The sequence below is a fragment of the Pseudomonas sp. NFACC56-3 genome (genome assembly GCF_900100025.1).
In the GTDB taxonomy this organism is placed as follows: domain Bacteria; phylum Pseudomonadota; class Gammaproteobacteria; order Pseudomonadales; family Pseudomonadaceae; genus Aquipseudomonas; species Aquipseudomonas fluorescens_AA.
The window spans coordinates 1-19,957 of record NZ_FMTK01000002.1 but is presented as its reverse complement, the minus strand read 5'-3'; the positions used below and the strand labels follow the sequence as shown (position 1 = coordinate 19,957).

The following is a 19,957-nucleotide window of genomic DNA, read 5'->3' as shown; positions in this document are numbered from 1 at the left end:
GTCAGCGTCGGACGTTTTACTCCTTTTCGGACTGCCCAATGCTGCGTTCGATCAATTTTTCTATCGGCGCGCCGAAGGGAAGGGCTCGGTGAGGGTTGGATCTGCATGAGGGACTGCTCCCACAGGTGCAGGCTTGCTCTTGCAGCGTAGGGGGGCTTCAGAGAAAACGGGTAGAAAAACCTCGGCCATCAGATCGAGGTCGCTCGGCCCAGCCCCTCCAGCAATTGCGCCTGGGACATTGGAGCGTTAAGCGAAACCGCTTTGCCAGCAAACAATCGGTAAGAGCTTGGCCTAGAGCCTTGAAGGATTGATGGCAAATAGCTATCTTTGCCGCTCTCCCATCTAATCATCTATATCAATATTGATTAGACAATCGCCCCCTTCATAGATAGCTGCGTCAGTTCCCATCGTTCGCGGCTGATTACCAAAGGAATGTCATGAATTCTTGGTTCGCGAATATGAGCGTCATGCTCAAGTTGGCTTTGGGCTTTGCCGTTGTGCTGCTTCTGACCGCTATCCTTGCCGCGACCGGCTGGTTCAGCCTGGAAAAAATAGTCGAGCGCACTGATCGAATGACCAGCATTACCGAGCTCGGCGACCTTCTTGATCACCTGCGCAGGGCTCGCTTGCAATACCAGTTGGACAAGGGCGATGAACAAAAGGGGGCATTGATCCAGGCGTCGCTGGAGCAGTTTGTCGCCAAGCAGAAAAGCCTTGCGAACGAGTTGAGAAAACCCGAAAACCTGAAAAAACTTGCGCTGATCGAGCAGGCCAGCAAGCAGTATCAAGTGGCACTGAATACGATGCGCGAGGCGTATCGCAATGACGCAGCCATGCGCAAGGAGATGGGTGTCAATGCGGTCAAGGGCGCCGCGTTGATTGCCAAGGTCATCGATGACGTAGAAGCGATGCCTGCCTCGGATGAGCGCCGTTTCGAGTTGTACAGGATCATTCTCAAGGCCAAGGAGGACGTGGCGCTGGTGCGTTATGAAGTGCGTGGCTACACCGGCAACCCCAACAGCACCACCGAACAAGCCGCCACCCGTCAGCTCGAAAATGCGCTCAAGGGCATCGAAACCCTCAACAACGCTTTCGGCCCGACCTATGCCGACACCATCAAGCAGCTGGAAACCGCACTGATTGCTTACCGCCGTTCGGTGCAGGACTTCACCGCCAGTAACCAGGCCATTGGCAAGGCCGTGCAGGACACCATCGATTTGGGTGACACCATCACCCGCCTGTCTGACGAGATGTATGCCAGCCAACTGGTCTCCCGTGACGAAGACAGCGCCCAGGCCCGCATCCTGCAACTGAGCTGCACGGCCTTGGCAATGTTGTTGGGGATTCTTGCGGCCATGATCATCACTCGCCAGATTACGCGGCCATTGCAGGACACATTGGCGGTGGTCAATCGCATTGCCGCAGGCGATCTCACCCAAGACATGGTCGTGACCCGTGGTGATGAACTGGGTGTCCTGCAGCAAGGTATCCAGCGCATGGGCACCACGTTGCGCGACCTGATCGGTGGCATCCGCGATGGCGTCACCCAAATCGCCAGCGCCGCCGAAGAGTTATCGGCCGTCACCGAGCAGACCAGCGCCGGGGTCAATAGCCAGAAGACCGAGACCGACCAGGTGGCCACCGCCATGCAGGAAATGTCGGCCACCGTGCATGAAGTCGCGCGTAATGCCGAACAGGCTTGCACTGCCGCATCGGAGGCCGATGCACAGGCCCGTATCGGCGACCAAGTGGTCGCGCAGGCCATCGTTCAGATCGAGCGTTTGGCCGGCGAAGTCGGGCGCTCCGTCGAAGCCATGGATGAGTTGGAACATGAAAGCGCGCGCATCGGCAAGATCATGGACGTGATCAAGACAGTGGCTGAGCAGACCAACTTGTTGGCCCTTAACGCCGCCATCGAGGCCGCCCGCGCGGGTGACGCCGGACGCGGTTTTGCCGTGGTCGCCGACGAAGTACGTGGGCTGGCCCAGCGTACCCAGCATTCCACCGAAGAGATTGAGAGCCTGGTGGCGGGCTTGCAGAACGGCACACGCCAGGTGTCGAGTATCATGCGAAACAGCCGCGAATTGACCGACAGCAGCGTGGAACTGGCCGGCAAGGCTGGCATCTCCCTGGGCAACATCACCCAGGCGGTTTCTGGCATTCAGGCCATGAATCAGCAGATTGCCGCTGCTGCGGTGCAACAAAGCTCGGTGGCCGAGGACATCAGCCGCAGTATCCTGAGCGTGCGCGATGTATCCGAACAGACCGCCTCGGCCAGCGAAGAAACCGCAGCGTCCAGCATCGAGCTGGCGCGCCTGGGTAACCAGTTGCAGCAGTTGGTCAGTCACTTCAAAGTGTAAAAAAAAGGCGAAAAAAAGCCCCGAACCAGTCGGGGCTTCAGATCATCGGCTTTGCGGTTAGTTTTTATCCGGTCCGCAAGGGCCGCTTGCTCGAGGCAAGCGTGTGAATCAGTGGAACTGTTCTTCTTCGGTGGAGCCGGTCAGCGCGGTCACCGACGAAGTGCCGCCCTGGATCACGGTGGTCATGTCGTCGAAGTAGCCGGTGCCCACTTCCTGCTGGTGAGCCACGAAGGTGTAGCCCTTGGCGGCATCGGCGAACTCCTGCTCTTGCAGCTTCACGTAGGCGGTCATGTCGTTGCGGGCGTAGTCGTGCGCCAGGTTGAACATGCTGTGCCACATGTTGTGAATGCCGGCCAGGGTGATGAACTGGTGCTTGTAGCCCATGGCGGACAGTTCGCGCTGGAACTTGGCGATGGTCGCGTCGTCCAGGTTTTTCTTCCAGTTGAAGGAAGGCGAGCAGTTGTACGACAGCAGTTGGTCCGGGTATTCCTTCTTGATCGCTTCGGCGAAACGACGGGCTTCGTCCAGGTCCGGCTTGGCGGTTTCGCACCAGATCAGGTCGGCGTACGGCGCGTAGGCCAGGCCACGGGCGATGGCCTGGTCGAGACCGGCGCGCACCTTGTAGAAGCCTTCCTGGGTGCGGGTACCGGTCACGAACGGCTGGTCGTACGGGTCGCAGTCGGAGGTCAGCAGGTCTGCGGCGTTGGCGTCGGTACGGGCCAGGATGATGGTCGGTACACCGGCAACGTCGGCGGCCAGGCGGGCAGCCGTCAGCTTCTGCACGGCTTCCTGGGTTGGAACCAGAACCTTGCCGCCCATGTGGCCGCATTTCTTCACCGAGGCCAGTTGGTCTTCGAAGTGAACGCCGGCGGCGCCTGCTTCGATCATGCTCTTCATCAGTTCGTAGGCGTTCAGGACGCCGCCGAAACCGGCTTCGGCGTCAGCCACGATCGGTGCGAAGTAGTCGATGTAGCCTTCGTCGCCCGGGTTCTTGCCGGCTTTCCACTGGATCTGGTCGGCACGACGGAACGAGTTGTTGATGCGCTTGACCACGGTTGGAACCGAATCCACCGGGTACAGCGACTGGTCGGGGTACATCGACTCGGCGGAGTTGTTGTCCGCAGCCACTTGCCAGCCCGACAGGTAGATCGCCTGGATGCCCGCCTTGACTTGCTGCACAGCCTGGCCGCCGGTCAGGGCGCCCATGCAGTTGACGAAATCTTTCTCGGGACGGAAGGCTGGCTTGGCGCCCTGGGTGACCAGGTTCCACAGCTTCTCGGCGCCCATTTTCGCAAAGGTGTGCTCAGGTTGAACCGAGCCACGCAGACGGACGACGTCAGCAGCGGAATAATTGCGCTTCACGCCTTTCCAGCGCGGGTTTTCAGCCCAGTCTTTTTCAAGGGCTGCAATTTGCTGTTCGCGTGTCAGTGCCATGGAGATAAACCTCGTCGCATAGGTCTTGGTGGAAAATTCCTGCTCCAGCCGACCGGGGGGTGGCGTACAAGTCGGTTCAGGCGAGGCGGCGACGGGATGAACGAGGGGCTCGAGGGGAAAGTGAGCAGGTAGGGGCGAACTGCGGGCGCATTCGGGCGTCGTGGGCCTTCAATACGAACTCAGAGTGATGCCGGGTTACCTAGTTACGCTTCCGTCCCTCGGGACAACTTCGTTCCAGTCGCAACCTCGTCAAACACACCTTGTGGGCGGTACAGACACGAATCGGCTCGCAGGGTAGTTGCAAGCGTCGACCCGAAGGCCCTTGCCAGGGCCCCTGATTAGCGGGAGCGAGGCCATCATGCCTCCGGTTTTTTGGCCCGTCAAACGTTTTGTAGTGCTTTTTTTATAGCACTACATCTTTGGTCTAATACGACTCATCAGTCAGTTTTTGGTGCTTCAGTTCAGGGTATCGACCTTGACCCGCAAAATCATGTCGTCGCGGCCTTGTGTCGAGTAGCTGCGGGTCAGGCCCTGTTTGTCGGCCTGAGTCTGGCGATTCACGCCGGCCAGGGTGATCCATTCGCCGAGGCGTCCGCTGACAGTTGTGTCGGTACTCTGAACGTTCACTACATCGGGACGTTCCTGGCTCATGCGGTCACGGTTGGTACTGATGTTCAGGTGGACGGTGTCGCCGGTGACGCTGGCGGTCACGTAGAAACCCTGGGTGACGTTGCGGTATTCGGTCTGGCTTTGCATCCGGCCATAGTTGTCGGTCTGGCTGCTGGTGAACGGGACGCTCTGGCCCACCTGGATCAGCGCCGGCTGGCCTTCGCTGGCCTGCACCTGCTGTACGCCGCCGTCGCGGCTGGCGGTGCTGCGGTTGATGATGCGGGTCTGGCTGGGGGCGGCACCGTTGATCGAGTAACCCTGGTCGCCCTGGAGGTTGTTTTCGTTGGTGTCGACCGTGATCAGCAGGCGCTTGGGCGCGGTGTCCAATTGGGCCAGGAATTGCCGGAGTTCTTCGATCTTGCCGGGCTCGGCGTTGACGATCAGTTGGTTACCGTAGGCGCTGACCTGGCCGTCCTTGCCGATGAAATTCTGCGCCACCGGCAACAGGTCGGCGCTGGTGCGGTAGTTCAGCGGCACAATTTGCGTATCGGCCATGACCGACAGGCTGCAACCGAGCAGCAGGGTGACCAGGAGGGTGCGTAGAGGCATGTCCATTTCTCCGCGAGACAAAGGCTTGATATTGCCAGTTTGTCGGCCCGGGGTGGGGCAAGTTGAATGGTAGACGGCAAAACGCCCCGGCATCGGGGGATGCCAGGGCGTTTTTTGGTAAGGCTTGAGGGCCTCATCGCGAGCAAGCTCGCTCCCACATGGGAGGCAGGCGTACATGAATCATAGGTTCACCGCCGGCCTCCTGTGGGAGCGAGCTTGCTCGCGATGGCCGCGCTGCGGTTTCAGGCCGAATGCCGCACCATGTCCACATGGGGAATCCCGGCTTCCAGGAACTCCTCGCTGACCACTGCAAACCCCAACCGCTCGTAGAACGGCGTGGCATGCACCTGGGCGCTGAGCATTTGTTGCTTGAGCCCGCGCTTCTCGGCTTGCGCGATCACCGCGTGCATCAGCGCGTCGCCCACTTTCAGGCCGCGCCAGTCCTTGAGGACCGAGACACGGCCGATGTGGCCGTCGGTCAGCAGGCGCGCGGTGCCGATGGGGAAATCGCCTTCAAACGCCAGGAAATGCACCGCGCCCTGGTCGTCGGCATCCCATTCCAGCTCGGGCGGGACGGATTGCTCGGCAATGAACACGGTCTCACGAATGCGCCGGATCTCGGCGTTATCCTTTTGCCAGTCTGCGACACGAACGTGAATTTTATTCATCGGCGAACCCCAGGCTGCCTTGCTTGACCAGCTCGCAGACCAGGCTGCGACCGTCTTCGTCGGCCAGCCATGGGCCGAGGTTTTCGCTGTGCAGGGCGTCGGCGGCGCAGATCATCTTCAGCAGTTCGCGCAGCTTGCCCGGCAGGTAACGGCTCTGGCCGCTGGCGAACAGCAGCAGGTCGTCGTCGACTTCCGACCAGGCCAGGCGCGCGCTCGGGTTGCGGATGATCACCGCACCTTGCTCCAGGCCGGCCAACAGCTCGTCATCTTCCATTTCCGGACCCACCACCAGTTCCGGGTAGCGCGGCTCGGTCATGAACTGGCCGAACCAGGTCAGCAGCAGGCGCTCGTCGCTCATGTGCTCGGCCAGCAGGCCCTTGAGGCGGTCCAGGGCGTCTTGCTGGATCTGGTGCGGGTCGGTCACCGGGCGCGCGTCGGCGTCGGTGTAGCGTTCTTCGTCCGGCAGGAACTGGCTCAGGAAGTCGGTGAAGTGGGTCAGCACTTCAGCGGCGCTTGGCGCACGGAAACCCACCGAGTAGGTCATGCAGTCGTCCACGGCCACGCCGCAGTGCGCCAGGCGCGGCGGCAGGTAGAGCATGTCGCCCGGTTCCAGGATCCACTCGTCGGTGGCTTCGAAGTCGGCGAGGATGCGCAGGTCGGCGTGCTGCAGCAGCGGGCTTTCGGAGTCGCACATCTGGCCGATCTTCCAGTTGCGCTGGCCATGGCCTTGCAGCAGGAACACGTCATAGTTATCGAAATGCGGACCTACGCTGCCACCGGGGGCGGCGAAGCTGATCATCACATCGTCGATGCGCCAGCTCGGCAGGAAGCGGAAGTTTTCCAGCAGTTCGCTGACTTCCGGTACGAACTGATCGACCGCCTGCACCAGCAGGGTCCACTCGCGTTCCGGCAACTTGCTGAATTCGTCTTCGGCGAACGGGCCGCGACGCATTTCCCAAGGGGTCTCGCCGTGTTCGATCACCAGGCGCGATTCGACTTCTTCTTCCAGAGCCAGGCCGGCCAGTTCATCGGCGTCGATCGGGCTTTGGAAGTCGGGAATCGCCTGACGGATCAGCAGGGGTTTTTTCTGCCAGTAGTCGCGCAGGAATTCCCGTGCCGTAATGCCGCCCAGGAGTTGCAGAGGAATATCAGGATTCATGTGTAACCTATTGAAAAAATATACTTTTCAGACGCGAATAAAAACGCCCGGCGCGGCCGGGCGTCTCAAAGGTAAAGCCGTGGATCAGATGCGCTTGGCTTGCGCCGCCGCGTTGCCGATGTAGCTGGCCGGCGTGAGCTTCTTCAGCTCCGCGCGGGCCTCGGCAGGCATGTCCAGGCCATCGATGAAAGTCTGCAGCGCTTCAGGGCTGATGCCCTTGCCACGGGTCAGCTCTTTCAGCTTTTCATACGGGTTTTCGATGTTGTAGCGACGCATCACGGTCTGGATCGGCTCGGCCAGGACTTCCCAGCAAGCGTCGAGGTCGGCGGCGATTTTCTGCTCGTTCAGTTCCAGCTTGCTGATGCCCTTGAGGCTGGCTTCGTAGGCAATGACGCTGTGGGCAAAACCCACGCCCAGGTTGCGCAGCACGGTGGAGTCGGTCAGGTCACGCTGCCAGCGGGAGATCGGCAGTTTGCTCGCCAGGTGCTGGAACAGCGCGTTGGCGATGCCCAGGTTGCCTTCGGAGTTTTCGAAATCGATCGGGTTGACCTTGTGCGGCATGGTCGAAGAACCGATTTCGCCGGCAATGGTGCGCTGCTTGAAGTAGCCCAGGGAGATGTAGCCCCAGATGTCACGGTCGAAGTCGATCAGGATGGTATTGAAGCGCGCGATCGCATCGAACAGCTCGGCGATGTAGTCGTGCGGTTCGATCTGGGTGGTGTAGGGGTTGAAGCTCAGGCCCAGTTCGTCTTCGATGAAGGCGCGGGCATTGGCTTCCCAGTCGATGTCCGGGTAGGCCGAGAGGTGGGCGTTGTAGTTGCCCACGGCGCCGTTGATCTTGCCCAGCAGCGGCACGGCGGCCACTTGGGCGATCTGGCGCTCCAGGCGGTAGACCACGTTTGCCAGCTCCTTGCCCAAGGTGGTCGGCGAAGCCGGTTGACCGTGGGTACGCGACAGCATCGGCACGTCGGCGAAGCGGATCGCCAGTTCGCGGATGGCCTGGGCGGTCTGGCGCATCAGGGGCAGCATCACCTCATCGCGGCCTTCGCGCAGCATCAGGGCGTGGGACAGGTTGTTGATGTCCTCGCTGGTGCAGGCAAAGTGGATGAACTCGCTGACATTGGCCAGCTCCGGCAGCTTGGCCGCCTGCTCCTTGAGCAGGTATTCGATGGCCTTGACGTCGTGGTTGGTGGTGCGCTCGATCTCTTTGACGCGCTCGGCGTGCTCCAGCACAAAGTTTTCTGCCAGCGCGTTCAACACTGCGTTGGCTTCGGCGGAAAACGCCGGCACTTCGCCGATGGCAGGGTGGGCGGCCAAGCGCTGGAGCCAGCGCACTTCAACCAGGACGCGGGCACGGATCAGGCCGTACTCGCTGAAAATCGGGCGCAGGGCCTGGGTTTTGCCGGCGTAGCGGCCGTCAACAGGGGAAACCGCAGTGAGCGAAGAAAGCTGCATGGGGTGTTCTCGGACAGTCGGGCAACGAAATGGGGCGCGTATCATACATGAAAACAAGTGCCGGTCCGTCGCCAACTGACCGGCGTGCTACGCGTAACAAGCTAAAACTGTTTATTACCGGTGGCGAGGGAGCAAGCGCCTTCGCCACAAAAAGCAGGTCGAGGCGACTTATTCGTTGCGCATCAACGGGTAAAGCTCTTTCAGCAATTTGCGGCGGCTGATCACCAGTTGCCAACGATGACCACCCAGCTGCCGCCAAAGTCGTGCCGAGCGAATTCCGGCCAGCAGCAGGGCGCGGATCTTCGAGGCATTGCTTGGCTGTTGCAGGTTGCGCATGTCGCCATGCACCTGGATGCGCTGGCGCAAGGTGCTCAAAGTGTCCTGGTACAGCGAACCGCAGGCCGCGACGACGTTTTCGTGAGCCGGGCCGAAGTGCTCGACCTGGGACTGGATCTGCGGCAGGCGTTTGCCGATGGTCTCCAGCAGGTCGTCGCGCTTGGCCAACTGGCGCTCGAGGCCCAGCATCGACAGGGCATAACGCAGCGGCTCGCGTTGCAAGGCGCTGGGGTCGCGCTCCAGAGCGCCGATCAGCGCACGATAGCCTTCGCGCAGGTTCAGGTCGTCGCCACCATAGACTTCCAAGGTGTCCTTGGGGTCGCGAACCAGCAGGCTGCCGAGCATGCAGGCCACGCCCGCTTCGGTGGCCTGGCCGGTCTTGGCGATCCTGTCCACCAGCACGGCGGCGAGAAACACGCCGCCCAATGCCGTCAGTTGTTCCTGGATTGGGTTCATGCCTGGCTGCTCCAGGGCTCTGCGACTTCGATCACGCCGCCGCCCAGGCAGATGTCGCCGTCGTAGAACACCACGGATTGGCCGGGTGTGACCGCTCGCTGCGGGTCATCGAAGGTGGCGCGGTAGCCCGTGGCGGTTTTTTCCAGGGTGCAGGGCTGGTCGCTCTGGCGGTAGCGAACCTTGGCCGTCAGGCGGCGTGGTTCGCTGAGGTCGATCGGGTTGACCCAATAGATCTCGGAGGCGAGCAGGGCGCGGGAAAACAGCCAGGGATGGTCGTTGCCCTGGCCGACGATCAACTCGTTGTGTTCCAGGTCCTTGACCAGCACGTACCACGGCTCTTCCCCGGCGTCTTTCAGCCCGCCGATGCCCAGGCCCTGGCGCTGGCCGATGGTGTGGTACATCAGGCCATGGTGGCGGCCGATGACTTCGCCTTCAGTCGTCTTGATCTCGCCCGGCTGGGCTGGCAGGTATTGCTTGAGGAAGTCGCTGAAACGGCGCTCGCCAATGAAGCAGATCCCGGTGGAGTCCTTCTTCTTGGCGGTGGCGAGCTGGTGTTTTTCAGCAATCGCGCGCACTTCGGGCTTTTCCAGTTCGCCTACCGGGAACAGGGTCTTGGCGATCTGCTCGCCGCCGACGGCATGCAGGAAGTAGCTCTGGTCCTTGTTCGGGTCCAGGCCCTTGAGCAGTTCGGTGCGGCCATCGATGTCGCGGCGGCGTACGTAGTGGCCGGTGGCGATCAGGTCGGCGCCCAGCATCATGGCGTAGTCGAGGAACGCCTTGAACTTGATTTCGCGGTTGCAAAGGATGTCCGGGTTCGGCGTGCGACCGGCCTTGTATTCGGCCAGGAAGTGCTCGAACACGTTGTCCCAGTACTCGGCGGCGAAGTTGGCGGTGTGCAGCTTGATGCCGATCTTGTCGCACACGGCCTGGGCGTCCGCCAGGTCATCCATGGCGGTGCAGTATTCGGTTCCGTCGTCTTCTTCCCAGTTCTTCATGAACAGGCCTTCCACCTCATAACCCTGCTCGATCAGCAGAAGGGCGGAAACGGAAGAGTCCACGCCGCCGGACATGCCGACAATGACGCGCTTCTTGGGTGTGTCAGAAGGGGCTGGATCACGCATAGGAATTCAATGAGTGTCTTGAAAAAGGACGCGATTCTATCAGGCCCGGGCGCGCAAGGCTAAAGAGAAGGACGGATCAGCGTCAGACTGTGGCAATGGCCGGCCAGATAATCGTCGATGCAACGGATGATCAGCTCACTGCGCCAGTGCTCGCGCCGTTCGAGCAGTTCGTCGCGGGTCAGCCATTTGGCGCCGAGGATGCCGTCGTCCAGTTGATACTCGGGGTGGTGTTGCAAGGCCTTGGCGGCGAAACAGACGCGTTGGTAGGTCACGCCGTTGCTGGGGGCGGTGTACAGGTAAATGCCTACCACGGCGGTGGGCTCGACGTCCCAGCCGGTTTCTTCCAGGGTTTCGCGCACGGCGGCTTCGATCAGCGTTTCGTTCGGGTCCAGGTGACCGGCCGGCTGGTTGAGCACCGCGCGTCCGCCCTTGGATTCTTCCACCATCAGGAAGCGGCCGTTGTCCTCGACGATGGTGGCGACGGTGATGTGGGGTTGCCAGTCCATGGGGTTCCTTTATTTCTCGCAGGGAATATGGGCCACCGTGGAAGCGAGCGTGCTCGCGATAGCGGTGGGTCAGTCGATATTAAATGAATGACCAATCGCCGTCCCGAGCAAATGTCCATGCCTATGCTCATGTTTCCCAGGTCAGCGATGCTGGCCCGTGCAAGGTTTGGACGTCCTTAAAGGGCAATGCATATCGCATTGGGAAAGTGGTGTTCGTTGTAGGTGAATTCTCGGATATCGCACAGTCTGCTGGTAAAGGATTTAATTGTCATGGTGACCTGTTTATTGAGCGTGTCGTGATCGAACTCAACGATAGCCGTCGTTTCCGAAAACCCGTCTTTTATAGTCAGGCTTGTGATGCCGGGAGGATAGCCCTTGTCCGGTGTGAGGTAGTAGTCGCTGGCCGCACTTGGATTGCCCTCGCCGTGTCGATCAACTTTTTTTACTTTTCCTGGGGACTCCTCCAGGTATACATCGCAGCCCGAAAAATAGAGATTGACGTTGGATAAAAAAGAAAATTTATCGGTGTCTTCGAAAACGATTTGCGACACCTTTTTTTGGGGGACGGGATGCACAGGTTCTGCTGAAGAGTATTGAATGATCTGGCCGTTGATCTGAACTTCGCACTCCCTGTCGGCCTCATCTCTCTTGCCCTCGGCGGGTTCACCCGGCTTGCGCATTGTAAGTTCGATCATGCGGAGAAAATCATCGAATATGAAATAGAACGCTTCGACCGAGGCGCCCGGTGAGTGGGTGGAATAGGTGACCTGATTTCCAAATTTGGTCGCATTGAATCGATATTCGGCGGATGTGCTTTTAAACAGTAATTCATGGGAGGCAGTGGCGTAGCTGTACCTCTGGCCATAGTCATTGGTACGAACATCGGTAGAGTATCTTCCACCCGTAGAGCTGATCCTGCTCACTTCATAATAGGCAAAGGGCTCATTGTCATGGTCTCTTTTATAGAGGGTTGGGGAAACTGTCAGCTCCAGAAAGCTCCAGTTACCAATAGAGAAGTGCCTTTGGGCGGGGAGGGTTACTTGCGCATTGTTTTTCATGGTGTGCTTCCTCAACGGATGCGAATCAGGTAATGAGTTTTTAGCGTGTCGTTCGTTAAAAACTCAGGCCAAGAAGGATTGCTATCGCTACACAGGCGATTTGAGCAACCCGGTTTCGCTCCACTTGAGGTCGATACCACTGTAGGCAGTTCAGAGTGCTGCCCGATCTGACGCTCTCTCGTTCTCTTGCCGAGACATCCCGCATCCACAAGCGCTGAAAGGGTGTGCTTGGATCAAGCCGGGCTTTCGGCGCTCATGCTTAACTTCATGCGCCTTCAGTGAAGAGGGCGTACTTAGAACGATGCTTTTAAGGCTAGGCTGCCTTGTTGTTCTGTCAAGGCGAGCCTGGGTAGCCAGCATGGGTGAATCAAAAGAGGGTGAAGGGCGGCTGCGCCTTCTGTGGGAGCCGAGAAACGCTGGAGCCGGAAACACAAACCCCGGCACAAGGCCGGGGTTCGTGGTGTTCCCTTACAGCGTTACACCAGCGCAGCAATCGCCGCGTTGAAGGTGGCGCTCGGGCGCATGGCCTTGCTGGTCAGCTCGGGGTTGGCGAAGTAGTAACCGCCGATGTCCACGGGCTTGCCTTGCACGGCATTGAGTTCGGCAACGATCTTTTCTTCGTTGTCGGTCAATGTCTTGGCCAGGGACGCGAACTGGGCCTTGAGGGCCGCGTCGTCGTCCTGGGCGGCCAGTGCCTGGGCCCAGTACAGGGTCAGGTAGAAGTGGCTGCCGCGGTTGTCGATGCCGCCGACCTTGCGCGAAGGCGATTTGTTGCGGTCCAGGAACTCACCGGTGGCCTGGTCGAGGGTCTTGGCCAGCACCAGGGCTTTCGGGTTGTTGTAGGTCACGCCCAGGTGTTCGAGGGACGCGGCCAGGGCCAGGAACTCGCCCAGGGAATCCCAGCGCAGGAAGTTCTCTTCGAGCAACTGCTGAACGTGCTTGGGTGCCGAGCCGCCGGCGCCGGTCTCGAACAGGCCACCGCCGTTCATCAGCGGCACGATCGACAGCATCTTGGCGCTGGTGCCCAGTTCCATGATCGGGAACAGGTCGGTCAGGTAGTCACGCAGCACGTTGCCGGTCACCGAGATGGTGTCCTTGCCTTCGCGGGTGCGGCCCAGGGTGAACTTCATCGCGTCGACAGGCGACATGATGCGAATGTCCAGGCCGCTGGTGTCGTGGTCCTTCAGGTAGGTCTGGACTTTCTCGATGACGACGCCGTCGTGGGCGCGCATCGGGTCCAGCCAGAAGATCGCCGGGGTGCTGCTGGCGCGGGCACGGTTGACGGCCAGTTTGACCCAATCCTGGATCGGCGCGTCCTTGGTCTGGCACATGCGGAAGATGTCGCCAGCCTCGACGTTCTGCTCCAGCAAGGTACGACCGGTGCTGTCCGAAACGCGGACCACGCCGTTGGCCTTGATCTGGAAGGTCTTGTCGTGGGAGCCGTACTCTTCGGCTTTCTTGGCCATCAGGCCGACGTTCGGCACGCTGCCCATGGTGGTGGGGTCGAAGGCACCGTGTTGCTTGCAGTCTTCGATCACCGCCTGGTAGATGGTGGCGTAGCAGCGATCCGGGATCACCGCCTTGGTGTCGTGCAGTTGGCCATCGGTGCCCCACATCTTGCCGGAGTCACGGATCATGGCCGGCATCGAGGCGTCGACGATCACGTCGCTCGGCACGTGCAGGTTGGTGATGCCTTTGTCGGAGTTGACCATCGCCAGGGATGGGCGCGCCGCGTAGACCGCCTGGATGTCGGCTTCGATCTGCGCCTGCTGCTCGGCCGGCAGGGCCTTGATGCGGGCGTACAGGTCGCCGATGCCGTTGTTCAGGTTGAAGCCGATCTGCTCCAGCACTTGTGCGTGCTTGGCCAGGGCGTCTTTATAGAACTCGGCAACGATCTGGCCGAACATGATCGGGTCGGAGACCTTCATCATGGTGGCCTTGAGGTGAACCGACAGCAGCACGCCTTTTTGCTTGGCGTCTTCGATTTCAGCGGCGATGAAGTCGCGCAGGGCGTTTTTGCTCATCACGGCGCAGTCGAGGATCTCACCGGCTTGTACGGTGGTTTTTTCCTTCAGGACAGTGGCAGTGCCGTCCTGGGCGATCAGCTCGATTTTCACACTGCCGGCGGCGTCGATCAGGGCGGCTTTTTCGCTGCCGTAGAAATCGCCGGTGCTCATGTGGGCTACGTGGGACTTGGAGTCCGCGGCCCAGGCGCCCATTTTGTGCGGGTGCTTGCGCGCGTAGTTCTTGACCGACAGCGGTGCGCGGCGGTCGGAGTTGCCTTCGCGCAGGACCGGGTTCACGGCGCTGCCCTTGACCTTGTCGTAACGGGCGCGAGCGTCTTTCTCGGCGTCGGTGGTCACGGTTTCCGGGTAGTCCGGCAGTGCGTAGCCCTGGGCTTGCAATTCCTTGATCGCGGCCTGCAGTTGCGGCACCGAGGCGCTGATGTTCGGCAGCTTGATGATGTTGGCTTCAGGCGTAACGGCCAGGTCGCCCAGTTCGGCGAGGTGGTCGGCTACGGCTTTGTCACCCAGTTGCTCGGGGAAGCTGGCCAGGATGCGCCCTGCGAGGGAAATATCGCGGGTTTCCACGGCGATATCGGCCGAAGCGGTAAAGGCTTCGACGATCGGCAGCAGCGAATAGGTGGCGAGGGCAGGCGCTTCGTCGGTGAAGGTATAGATGATCTTCGAGCGGGTGGGCATATTCGGATTAACTCTCTTCTTTGCTAAAGCATGCGCAGAAACTCGAGGGGCGCCGGGTAAGCGCGTTCGTTCAAAGTCATCCGTGAACCGAATGTCGAGGTTTCTTCGCGGTGATGTTGGGTGCATCAGTCGAGCGTCAAGCGGTTGGGCCGCGGTAACGGTCCGGCTTTTAAATTGGCGGAAAGTCCTGTGATAGAGCCGTCAGCCGTCGTGACCCTATGGTCAGCGGCGGCATTATACATAGGTAGCTGGCGATCTGCCGATGGTTCATAGACTTCCGTACACGTCCATTGGTCTAAACGTCGCAGTACCCCTGGGGCGGACTATGCTCATGTTTGGCGCTTTTCCCTTGGTTTTCAGGGTTGTACGCGGCGAAGTGCAACGCTTTGCCGCCGATGGGCCTAACGTAGGGTTTGCGCGCCGATTCAACTGGGGTACGCTCGAACGCAGCCAGATGTTCAATCCAAGCAATGGAGTTCAGCATGGGGTATCAAAAGATTCAGGTTCCAGCCGTCGGTGACAAAATCACCGTCAATGCAGACCATTCTCTTAATGTTCCCGACAACCCGATCATCCCCTTCATCGAAGGCGACGGCATTGGCGTCGATATCAGTCCGGTCATGATCAAGGTTGTGGACGCTGCGGTTCAGAAGGCCTATGGCGGCAAGCGCAAGATTTCCTGGATGGAAGTCTATGCCGGTGAGAAAGCGACACAGGTCTATGACCAGGACACCTGGCTGCCCCAGGAAACCCTGGATGCGGTCAAGGACTACGTGGTTTCCATCAAGGGCCCGCTGACCACGCCGGTCGGTGGCGGTATCCGTTCGTTGAACGTAGCGCTGCGCCAGCAGCTCGACCTGTATGTCTGCCTGCGTCCGGTGCGCTGGTTCGAAGGTGTGCCAAGCCCGGTCAAGAAGCCTGGCGACGTGGACATGACGATCTTCCGCGAGAACTCCGAGGACATCTACGCGGGTATCGAGTGGAAAGCCGGCTCGCCCGAAGCCACCAAGGTCATCAAGTTCCTGAAAGAAGAAATGGGCGTGACCAAGATCCGTTTCGACGAGGATTGCGGCATCGGCGTCAAGCCGGTTTCCAAGCAGGGCACCAAGCGCCTGGCTCGCAAGGCCCTGCAATATGTGGTCGACAACGACCGCGATTCGCTGACCATCGTGCATAAAGGCAACATCATGAAGTTCACCGAAGGTGCCTTCAAGGAATGGGCCTACGAAGTGGCGGCCGAAGAGTTCGGCGCGACCCTGCTCGATGGCGGGCCGTGGATGCAGTTCAAGAACCCGCGGACCGGCAAGAACGTCATCGTCAAGGACGCCATCGCCGATGCGATGTTGCAGCAGATCCTGTTGCGTCCGGCCGAGTATGACGTGATCGCCACCTTGAACCTGAACGGGGACTACCTGTCCGACGCCCTGGCGGCGGAAGTGGGCGGTATCGGTATCGCGCCGGGCGCCAACCTGTCCGACACCGTGGCGATGTTCGAAGCCACCCACGGTACCGCGCCCAAGTATGCCGGCAAGGACCAGGTCAACCCTGGTTCGCTGATTCTGTCGGCGGAAATGATGCTGCGCCACATGGGTTGGACCGAAGCGGCCGACCTGATCATCAAGGGCACGAACGGCGCGATTTCGGCCAAGACCGTGACCTATGACTTCGAACGCCTGATGGAGGGCGCCAAGCTGGTATCGTCCTCGGGCTTCGGTGATGCCCTGATCTCGCACATGTAAGCGAATCGGCGCTCGGCGCGAATGCCCGGTTCGAGTGATCGAACCGGGCATTTTCATTCAGTCGGGGTGGCGACTGCCGGTCAATGGGGCTCGGTGACCCTGACAGTGACATTGACAGGGGCGGGCGCGTCTTCGGCGAGGACAACCTTGATGTTGACCGCGTGCAGGCCCTTGGGTCCCTGGATGACGTTGAATGTCACAGGCTGCCCGGCCTTCAGGGTCTTGTAGCCGTCCATCTCGATCGCCGAAAAATGGGCGAACAGGTCTCCAATATCCTTGCCGTCCGCAAGAATGAAACCGTAACCCTTGGCATTATTGAACCATTTCACCTTACCCTTCATCTTGACGACCGACATAACCCATTTCCCTCTGCAACGCACTCCATCACTGGAGTATCATCCAGTCCATCCGCAGGCTAATCTTGTTAACAGGATAGATTCCACGGACCTTTTTAACCCATGATGGGCTCTATTGGTTGTAACACCGTTTTCCCGATAGTCAAGGTGGCTCCGGTGGTCGTGGTTGAAATCGCCCACAAGCGCCCCCATCACTGTATTCGCCAACTAAACGAACCTTTCTTTCCATGCATGCAGTCAGCCAGATTCGACTAACATTCAATCAGGATCGCCCGGATCTACACGACGACGATTCCGCAGGCATTGCTGTTCAGGAAGCAAAGCCCGCATTACAGGCGCCACCGATGTACAAGGTGGTTTTGTTCAACGATGACTACACACCGATGGATTTCGTCGTCGAAGTGCTCGAGGTGTTTTTTAACCTGAATCGGGAGCTGGCGACCAAGGTCATGCTGGCCGTCCATACAGAGGGGCGGGCAGTATGTGGAGTGTTTACCCGCGACATCGCCGAGACGAAGGCCATGCAGGTCAACCAGTACGCCCGGGAAAGCCAGCATCCGCTACTCTGTGAAATCGAGAAGGACGGTTAACGCCGACCACTTGGGTATGAGGTGAAGCTATGTTAAACCGCGAGCTCGAAGTCACCCTCAATCTTGCCTTCAAGGAGGCTCGTTCGAAGCGTCATGAATTCATGACCGTCGAGCACCTGCTGCTGGCCCTATTGGATAACGAGGCTGCCGCCACCGTTTTGCGTGCCTGCGGCGCGAACCTCGATAAACTCAAGCATGATCTGCAGGAGTTCATCGACTCCACCACGCCATTGATCCCCGTGCATGACGAGGATCGCGAAACCCAGCCAACCCTGGGCTTCCAGCGTGTCCTGCAGCGTGCTGTCTTCCACGTACAGAGCTCGGGCAAGCGTGAAGTCACCGGCGCCAACGTGCTGGTTGCCATCTTCAGCGAGCAGGAAAGCCAGGCGGTGTTCCTGCTCAAGCAGCAGAGCGTTGCGCGTATCGATGTCGTCAACTACATCGCCCATGGCATCTCCAAGGTGCCGGGGCATGGCGATCATTCCGAGGGTGAGCAGGATATGCAGGACGACGAGGGCGGTGAGTCTTCTTCTTCAGGCAACCCATTGGATGCCTATGCCAGCAACCTGAACGAACTGGCGCGCCAGGGCCGGATCGATCCGCTGGTCGGGCGCGAGGCGGAAGTCGAGCGCGTGGCCCAGATCCTGGCCCGGCGGCGCAAGAACAACCCATTGCTGGTGGGCGAGGCAGGCGTGGGCAAGACCGCGATTGCCGAAGGCCTGGCCAAGCGCATCGTCGATAACCAGGTGCCGGACCTGCTGGCCAACAGCGTGGTGTACTCCCTCGACCTGGGTGCCTTGCTGGCCGGCACCAAATACCGCGGCGATTTCGAGAAGCGCTTCAAGGCGTTGCTCGGCGAACTGAAAAAACGTCCGCAGGCAATCCTGTTCATTGACGAAATCCACACCATTATCGGTGCCGGGGCGGCGTCGGGCGGGGTCATGGATGCGTCGAACCTGCTCAAGCCGCTGCTGTCGTCGGGTGATATCCGTTGCATCGGCTCGACCACGTTCCAGGAATTTCGCGGGATCTTCGAAAAAGACCGTGCCCTGGCCCGGCGTTTCCAGAAGGTCGATGTGTCGGAGCCTTCGGTGGAAGACACCATTGGCATCCTGCGCGGCCTGAAGGGTCGTTTCGAGCTGCACCACAACATCGAATACAGCGATGAAGCCTTGCGCGCGGCGGCTGAACTGGCCTCGCGCTACATCAACGACCGGCATATGCCGGACAAGGCCATCGACGTCATCGACGAAGCGGGTGCCTACCAGCGCCTGCAACCCGTGGAGAAACGCGTCAAGCGCATCGAAGTGCCTCAGGTCGAGGACATCGTGGCGAAAATCGCGCGTATTCCGCCCAAGCACGTCACCAGTTCCGACAAGGAACTGCTGCGTAACCTGGAGCGTGACCTGAAGCTGACGGTGTTCGGCCAGGATGCGGCCATCGACTCGCTGTCGACCGCCATCAAACTGTCCCGCGCCGGTCTCAAGTCACCGGACAAGCCGGTGGGCTCGTTCCTGTTCGCCGGTCCTACCGGGGTCGGCAAGACCGAGGCGGCGCGGCAGTTGGCCAAGGCGATGGGCATCGAGCTGGTGCGCTTCGACATGTCCGAGTACATGGAGCGCCATACCGTATCGCGTCTGATCGGTGCGCCTCCGGGCTATGTCGGTTTCGACCAGGGCGGCCTTTTGACCGAAGCCATCACCAAGCAACCGCACTGCGTATTGCTGCTCGATGAAATCGAGAAGGCGCATCCGGAAGTCTTCAACCTGCTCCTGCAGGTGATGGACCACGGTACGCTGACCGATAACAACGGGCGCAAGGCGGACTTCCGCAACGTGATCCTCATCATGACCACGAACGCCGGTGCCGAAACCGCAGCTCGCGCTTCGATCGGTTTCACCCATCAGGACCACTCGTCCGATGCGATGGAAGTGATCAAGAAGAGCTTCACGCCTGAATTCCGCAACCGCCTGGACACCATTATCCAGTTCGGTCGCCTCAGTCATGAAGTCATCAAGAGCGTGGTGGACAAGTTCCTTACCGAACTTCAGGCGCAGCTCGAAGACAAGCGTGTGTTGCTGGAGGTTACCGATGCGGCCCGCAGTTGGCTGGCCGAAGGTGGTTACGATGTGACGATGGGCGCGCGGCCGATGGCTCGCTTGATCCAGGACAAGATCAAGCGTCCGCTGGCGGAGGAGATCCTCTTTGGCGAGCTGGCCGAGCATGGCGGTGTGGTTCACATCGACATCAAGGATGGCGAACTGACCTTCGACTTCGAAACCACGGCCGAAATGGCCTGATCGTTGACTGTAACAAAGCAAAAGGCGCCGAAAGGCGCCTTTTTGCTGTTACTGGCTGTTGTGGGCATGGCACAAGATTGTGTTTCATCGCTAATCCCTTGTGGGAGCGAGCTTGCTCGCGATAGCGGCGGATCAGCTTGCATCAATGCCGAATGTACCGCCACCATCGCGAGCAAGCTCGCTCCCACATCTATGGTCCTCTCAGTTTCTGCAATACTGAATTTGGATGCGTGATTGGCTTGCCGCAATCTATTCGGCGTCGAAAAGATAAATTCGCGCCGCGATGAAAATCGCGCCTGACAGTCCTGATTAGGGTAGATCGGCTTTAGAGCCGTGTGGGAGCCCAGGTTTTCTGTCAGGTCGGTAGGCCGTTTACGTCATCTGTTATCCAGCATCGCAAAACCAGGTGGGTGGTGCTCGGTAACGCAGGGTCAAGCGTTCTGTGCGCTTGGCCCTGCCTCATATATTCCATGGGTGTGCGCTAAGGCCCAGGCTATGC

General features: G+C 59.8%; 15 protein-coding genes. 4 read left to right on the top strand and 11 right to left on the bottom strand.

The genetic code is table 11. The annotated features are described in order from the left end of the window. Positions 1–467: 467 nt before the first annotated feature. A complete protein-coding gene (locus BLO80_RS03110) occupies positions 468–2,360 on the top strand; it encodes a HAMP domain-containing methyl-accepting chemotaxis protein (protein ID WP_371914565.1) in 1,893 nt (630 codons plus the stop codon). A 108-nt stretch (positions 2,361–2,468) separates the two neighbouring features. On the opposite strand, the gene aceA is transcribed toward BLO80_RS03110, so the two are convergent. The 10 genes from aceA to BLO80_RS03060 all read right to left on the bottom strand — a co-directional run bounded on the left by aceA (position 2,469) and on the right by BLO80_RS03060 (position 14,473). Then, positions 2,469–3,794 carry an isocitrate lyase gene (gene aceA, locus BLO80_RS03105; RefSeq protein WP_014337679.1) on the bottom strand — a complete coding sequence of 442 codons (1,326 nt, stop codon included), beginning with the start codon at positions 3,792–3,794 and terminating at the stop codon, positions 2,469–2,471. 456 nt (positions 3,795–4,250) lie between these two features. After that, a complete protein-coding gene (locus BLO80_RS03100) occupies positions 4,251–5,012 on the bottom strand; it encodes a secretin N-terminal domain-containing protein (protein WP_092196981.1) in 762 nt (253 codons plus the stop codon). 242 nt (positions 5,013–5,254) lie between these two features. Further along, positions 5,255–5,680 carry a GNAT family N-acetyltransferase gene (locus BLO80_RS03095; RefSeq protein ID WP_092326731.1) on the bottom strand — a complete coding sequence of 142 codons (426 nt, stop codon included), beginning with the start codon at positions 5,678–5,680 and terminating at the stop codon, positions 5,255–5,257. Further along, positions 5,673–6,839 carry a ribosomal protein uL16 3-hydroxylase gene (locus tag BLO80_RS03090; protein ID WP_092326730.1) on the bottom strand — a complete coding sequence of 389 codons (1,167 nt, stop codon included), beginning with the start codon at positions 6,837–6,839 and terminating at the stop codon, positions 5,673–5,675. Before BLO80_RS03090 ends, BLO80_RS03095 begins: the two co-directional genes overlap by 8 nt. A gap of 84 nt (positions 6,840–6,923) precedes the next feature. After that, positions 6,924–8,294: an adenylosuccinate lyase gene (gene purB / locus BLO80_RS03085; protein ID WP_092326728.1), complete on the bottom strand. Its 1,371-nt coding sequence runs from the start codon at positions 8,292–8,294 to the stop codon at positions 6,924–6,926. 168 nt (positions 8,295–8,462) lie between these two features. Next, positions 8,463–9,086, bottom strand: coding sequence for a high frequency lysogenization protein HflD (gene hflD, locus BLO80_RS03080; RefSeq protein WP_060741554.1), 624 nt, complete (start codon positions 9,084–9,086; stop codon positions 8,463–8,465). After that, entirely contained in the window at positions 9,083–10,207 is a 1,125-nt protein-coding gene (gene mnmA, locus BLO80_RS03075) for a tRNA 2-thiouridine(34) synthase MnmA (RefSeq protein ID WP_060741555.1), read from the bottom strand. Before mnmA ends, hflD begins: the two co-directional genes overlap by 4 nt. Before the next feature lie 59 nt (positions 10,208–10,266). Then, positions 10,267–10,713 carry an NUDIX hydrolase gene (locus BLO80_RS03070; RefSeq protein WP_060741556.1) on the bottom strand — a complete coding sequence of 149 codons (447 nt, stop codon included), beginning with the start codon at positions 10,711–10,713 and terminating at the stop codon, positions 10,267–10,269. 176 nt (positions 10,714–10,889) lie between these two features. Further along, entirely contained in the window at positions 10,890–11,771 is an 882-nt protein-coding gene (locus BLO80_RS03065) for a hypothetical protein (RefSeq protein WP_092326727.1), read from the bottom strand. 476 nt (positions 11,772–12,247) lie between these two features. Next, entirely contained in the window at positions 12,248–14,473 is a 2,226-nt protein-coding gene (locus BLO80_RS03060) for an NADP-dependent isocitrate dehydrogenase (protein WP_092326725.1), read from the bottom strand. A gap of 482 nt (positions 14,474–14,955) precedes the next feature. Here BLO80_RS03060 and icd point away from each other — a divergent pair, with 482 nt between their 5' ends. After that, the gene (gene icd, locus BLO80_RS03050; protein ID WP_060741560.1) at positions 14,956–16,212 is read left to right on the top strand and encodes an NADP-dependent isocitrate dehydrogenase; all 1,257 of its coding nucleotides are present in this window, start codon (positions 14,956–14,958) and stop codon (positions 16,210–16,212) included. Positions 16,213–16,292: 80 nt separating this feature from the next. Here the strand turns inward: icd and cspD are convergent, their stop codons facing one another. After that, complete coding sequence (cspD, locus tag BLO80_RS03045; protein ID WP_092326724.1) at positions 16,293–16,568, bottom strand: cold shock domain-containing protein CspD; 276 nt, start codon at positions 16,566–16,568, stop codon at positions 16,293–16,295. A gap of 227 nt (positions 16,569–16,795) precedes the next feature. Between cspD and clpS the strand changes: the two genes are divergently transcribed. Then, positions 16,796–17,158 (top strand): ATP-dependent Clp protease adapter ClpS, encoded by a 363-nt coding sequence (clpS, locus tag BLO80_RS03040; protein WP_003180089.1) that lies wholly within the window; start codon positions 16,796–16,798, stop codon positions 17,156–17,158. A gap of 29 nt (positions 17,159–17,187) precedes the next feature. Then, positions 17,188–19,458: an ATP-dependent Clp protease ATP-binding subunit ClpA gene (clpA, locus tag BLO80_RS03035; RefSeq protein ID WP_072406802.1), complete on the top strand. Its 2,271-nt coding sequence runs from the start codon at positions 17,188–17,190 to the stop codon at positions 19,456–19,458. Positions 19,459–19,957: the final 499 nt, after the last annotated feature.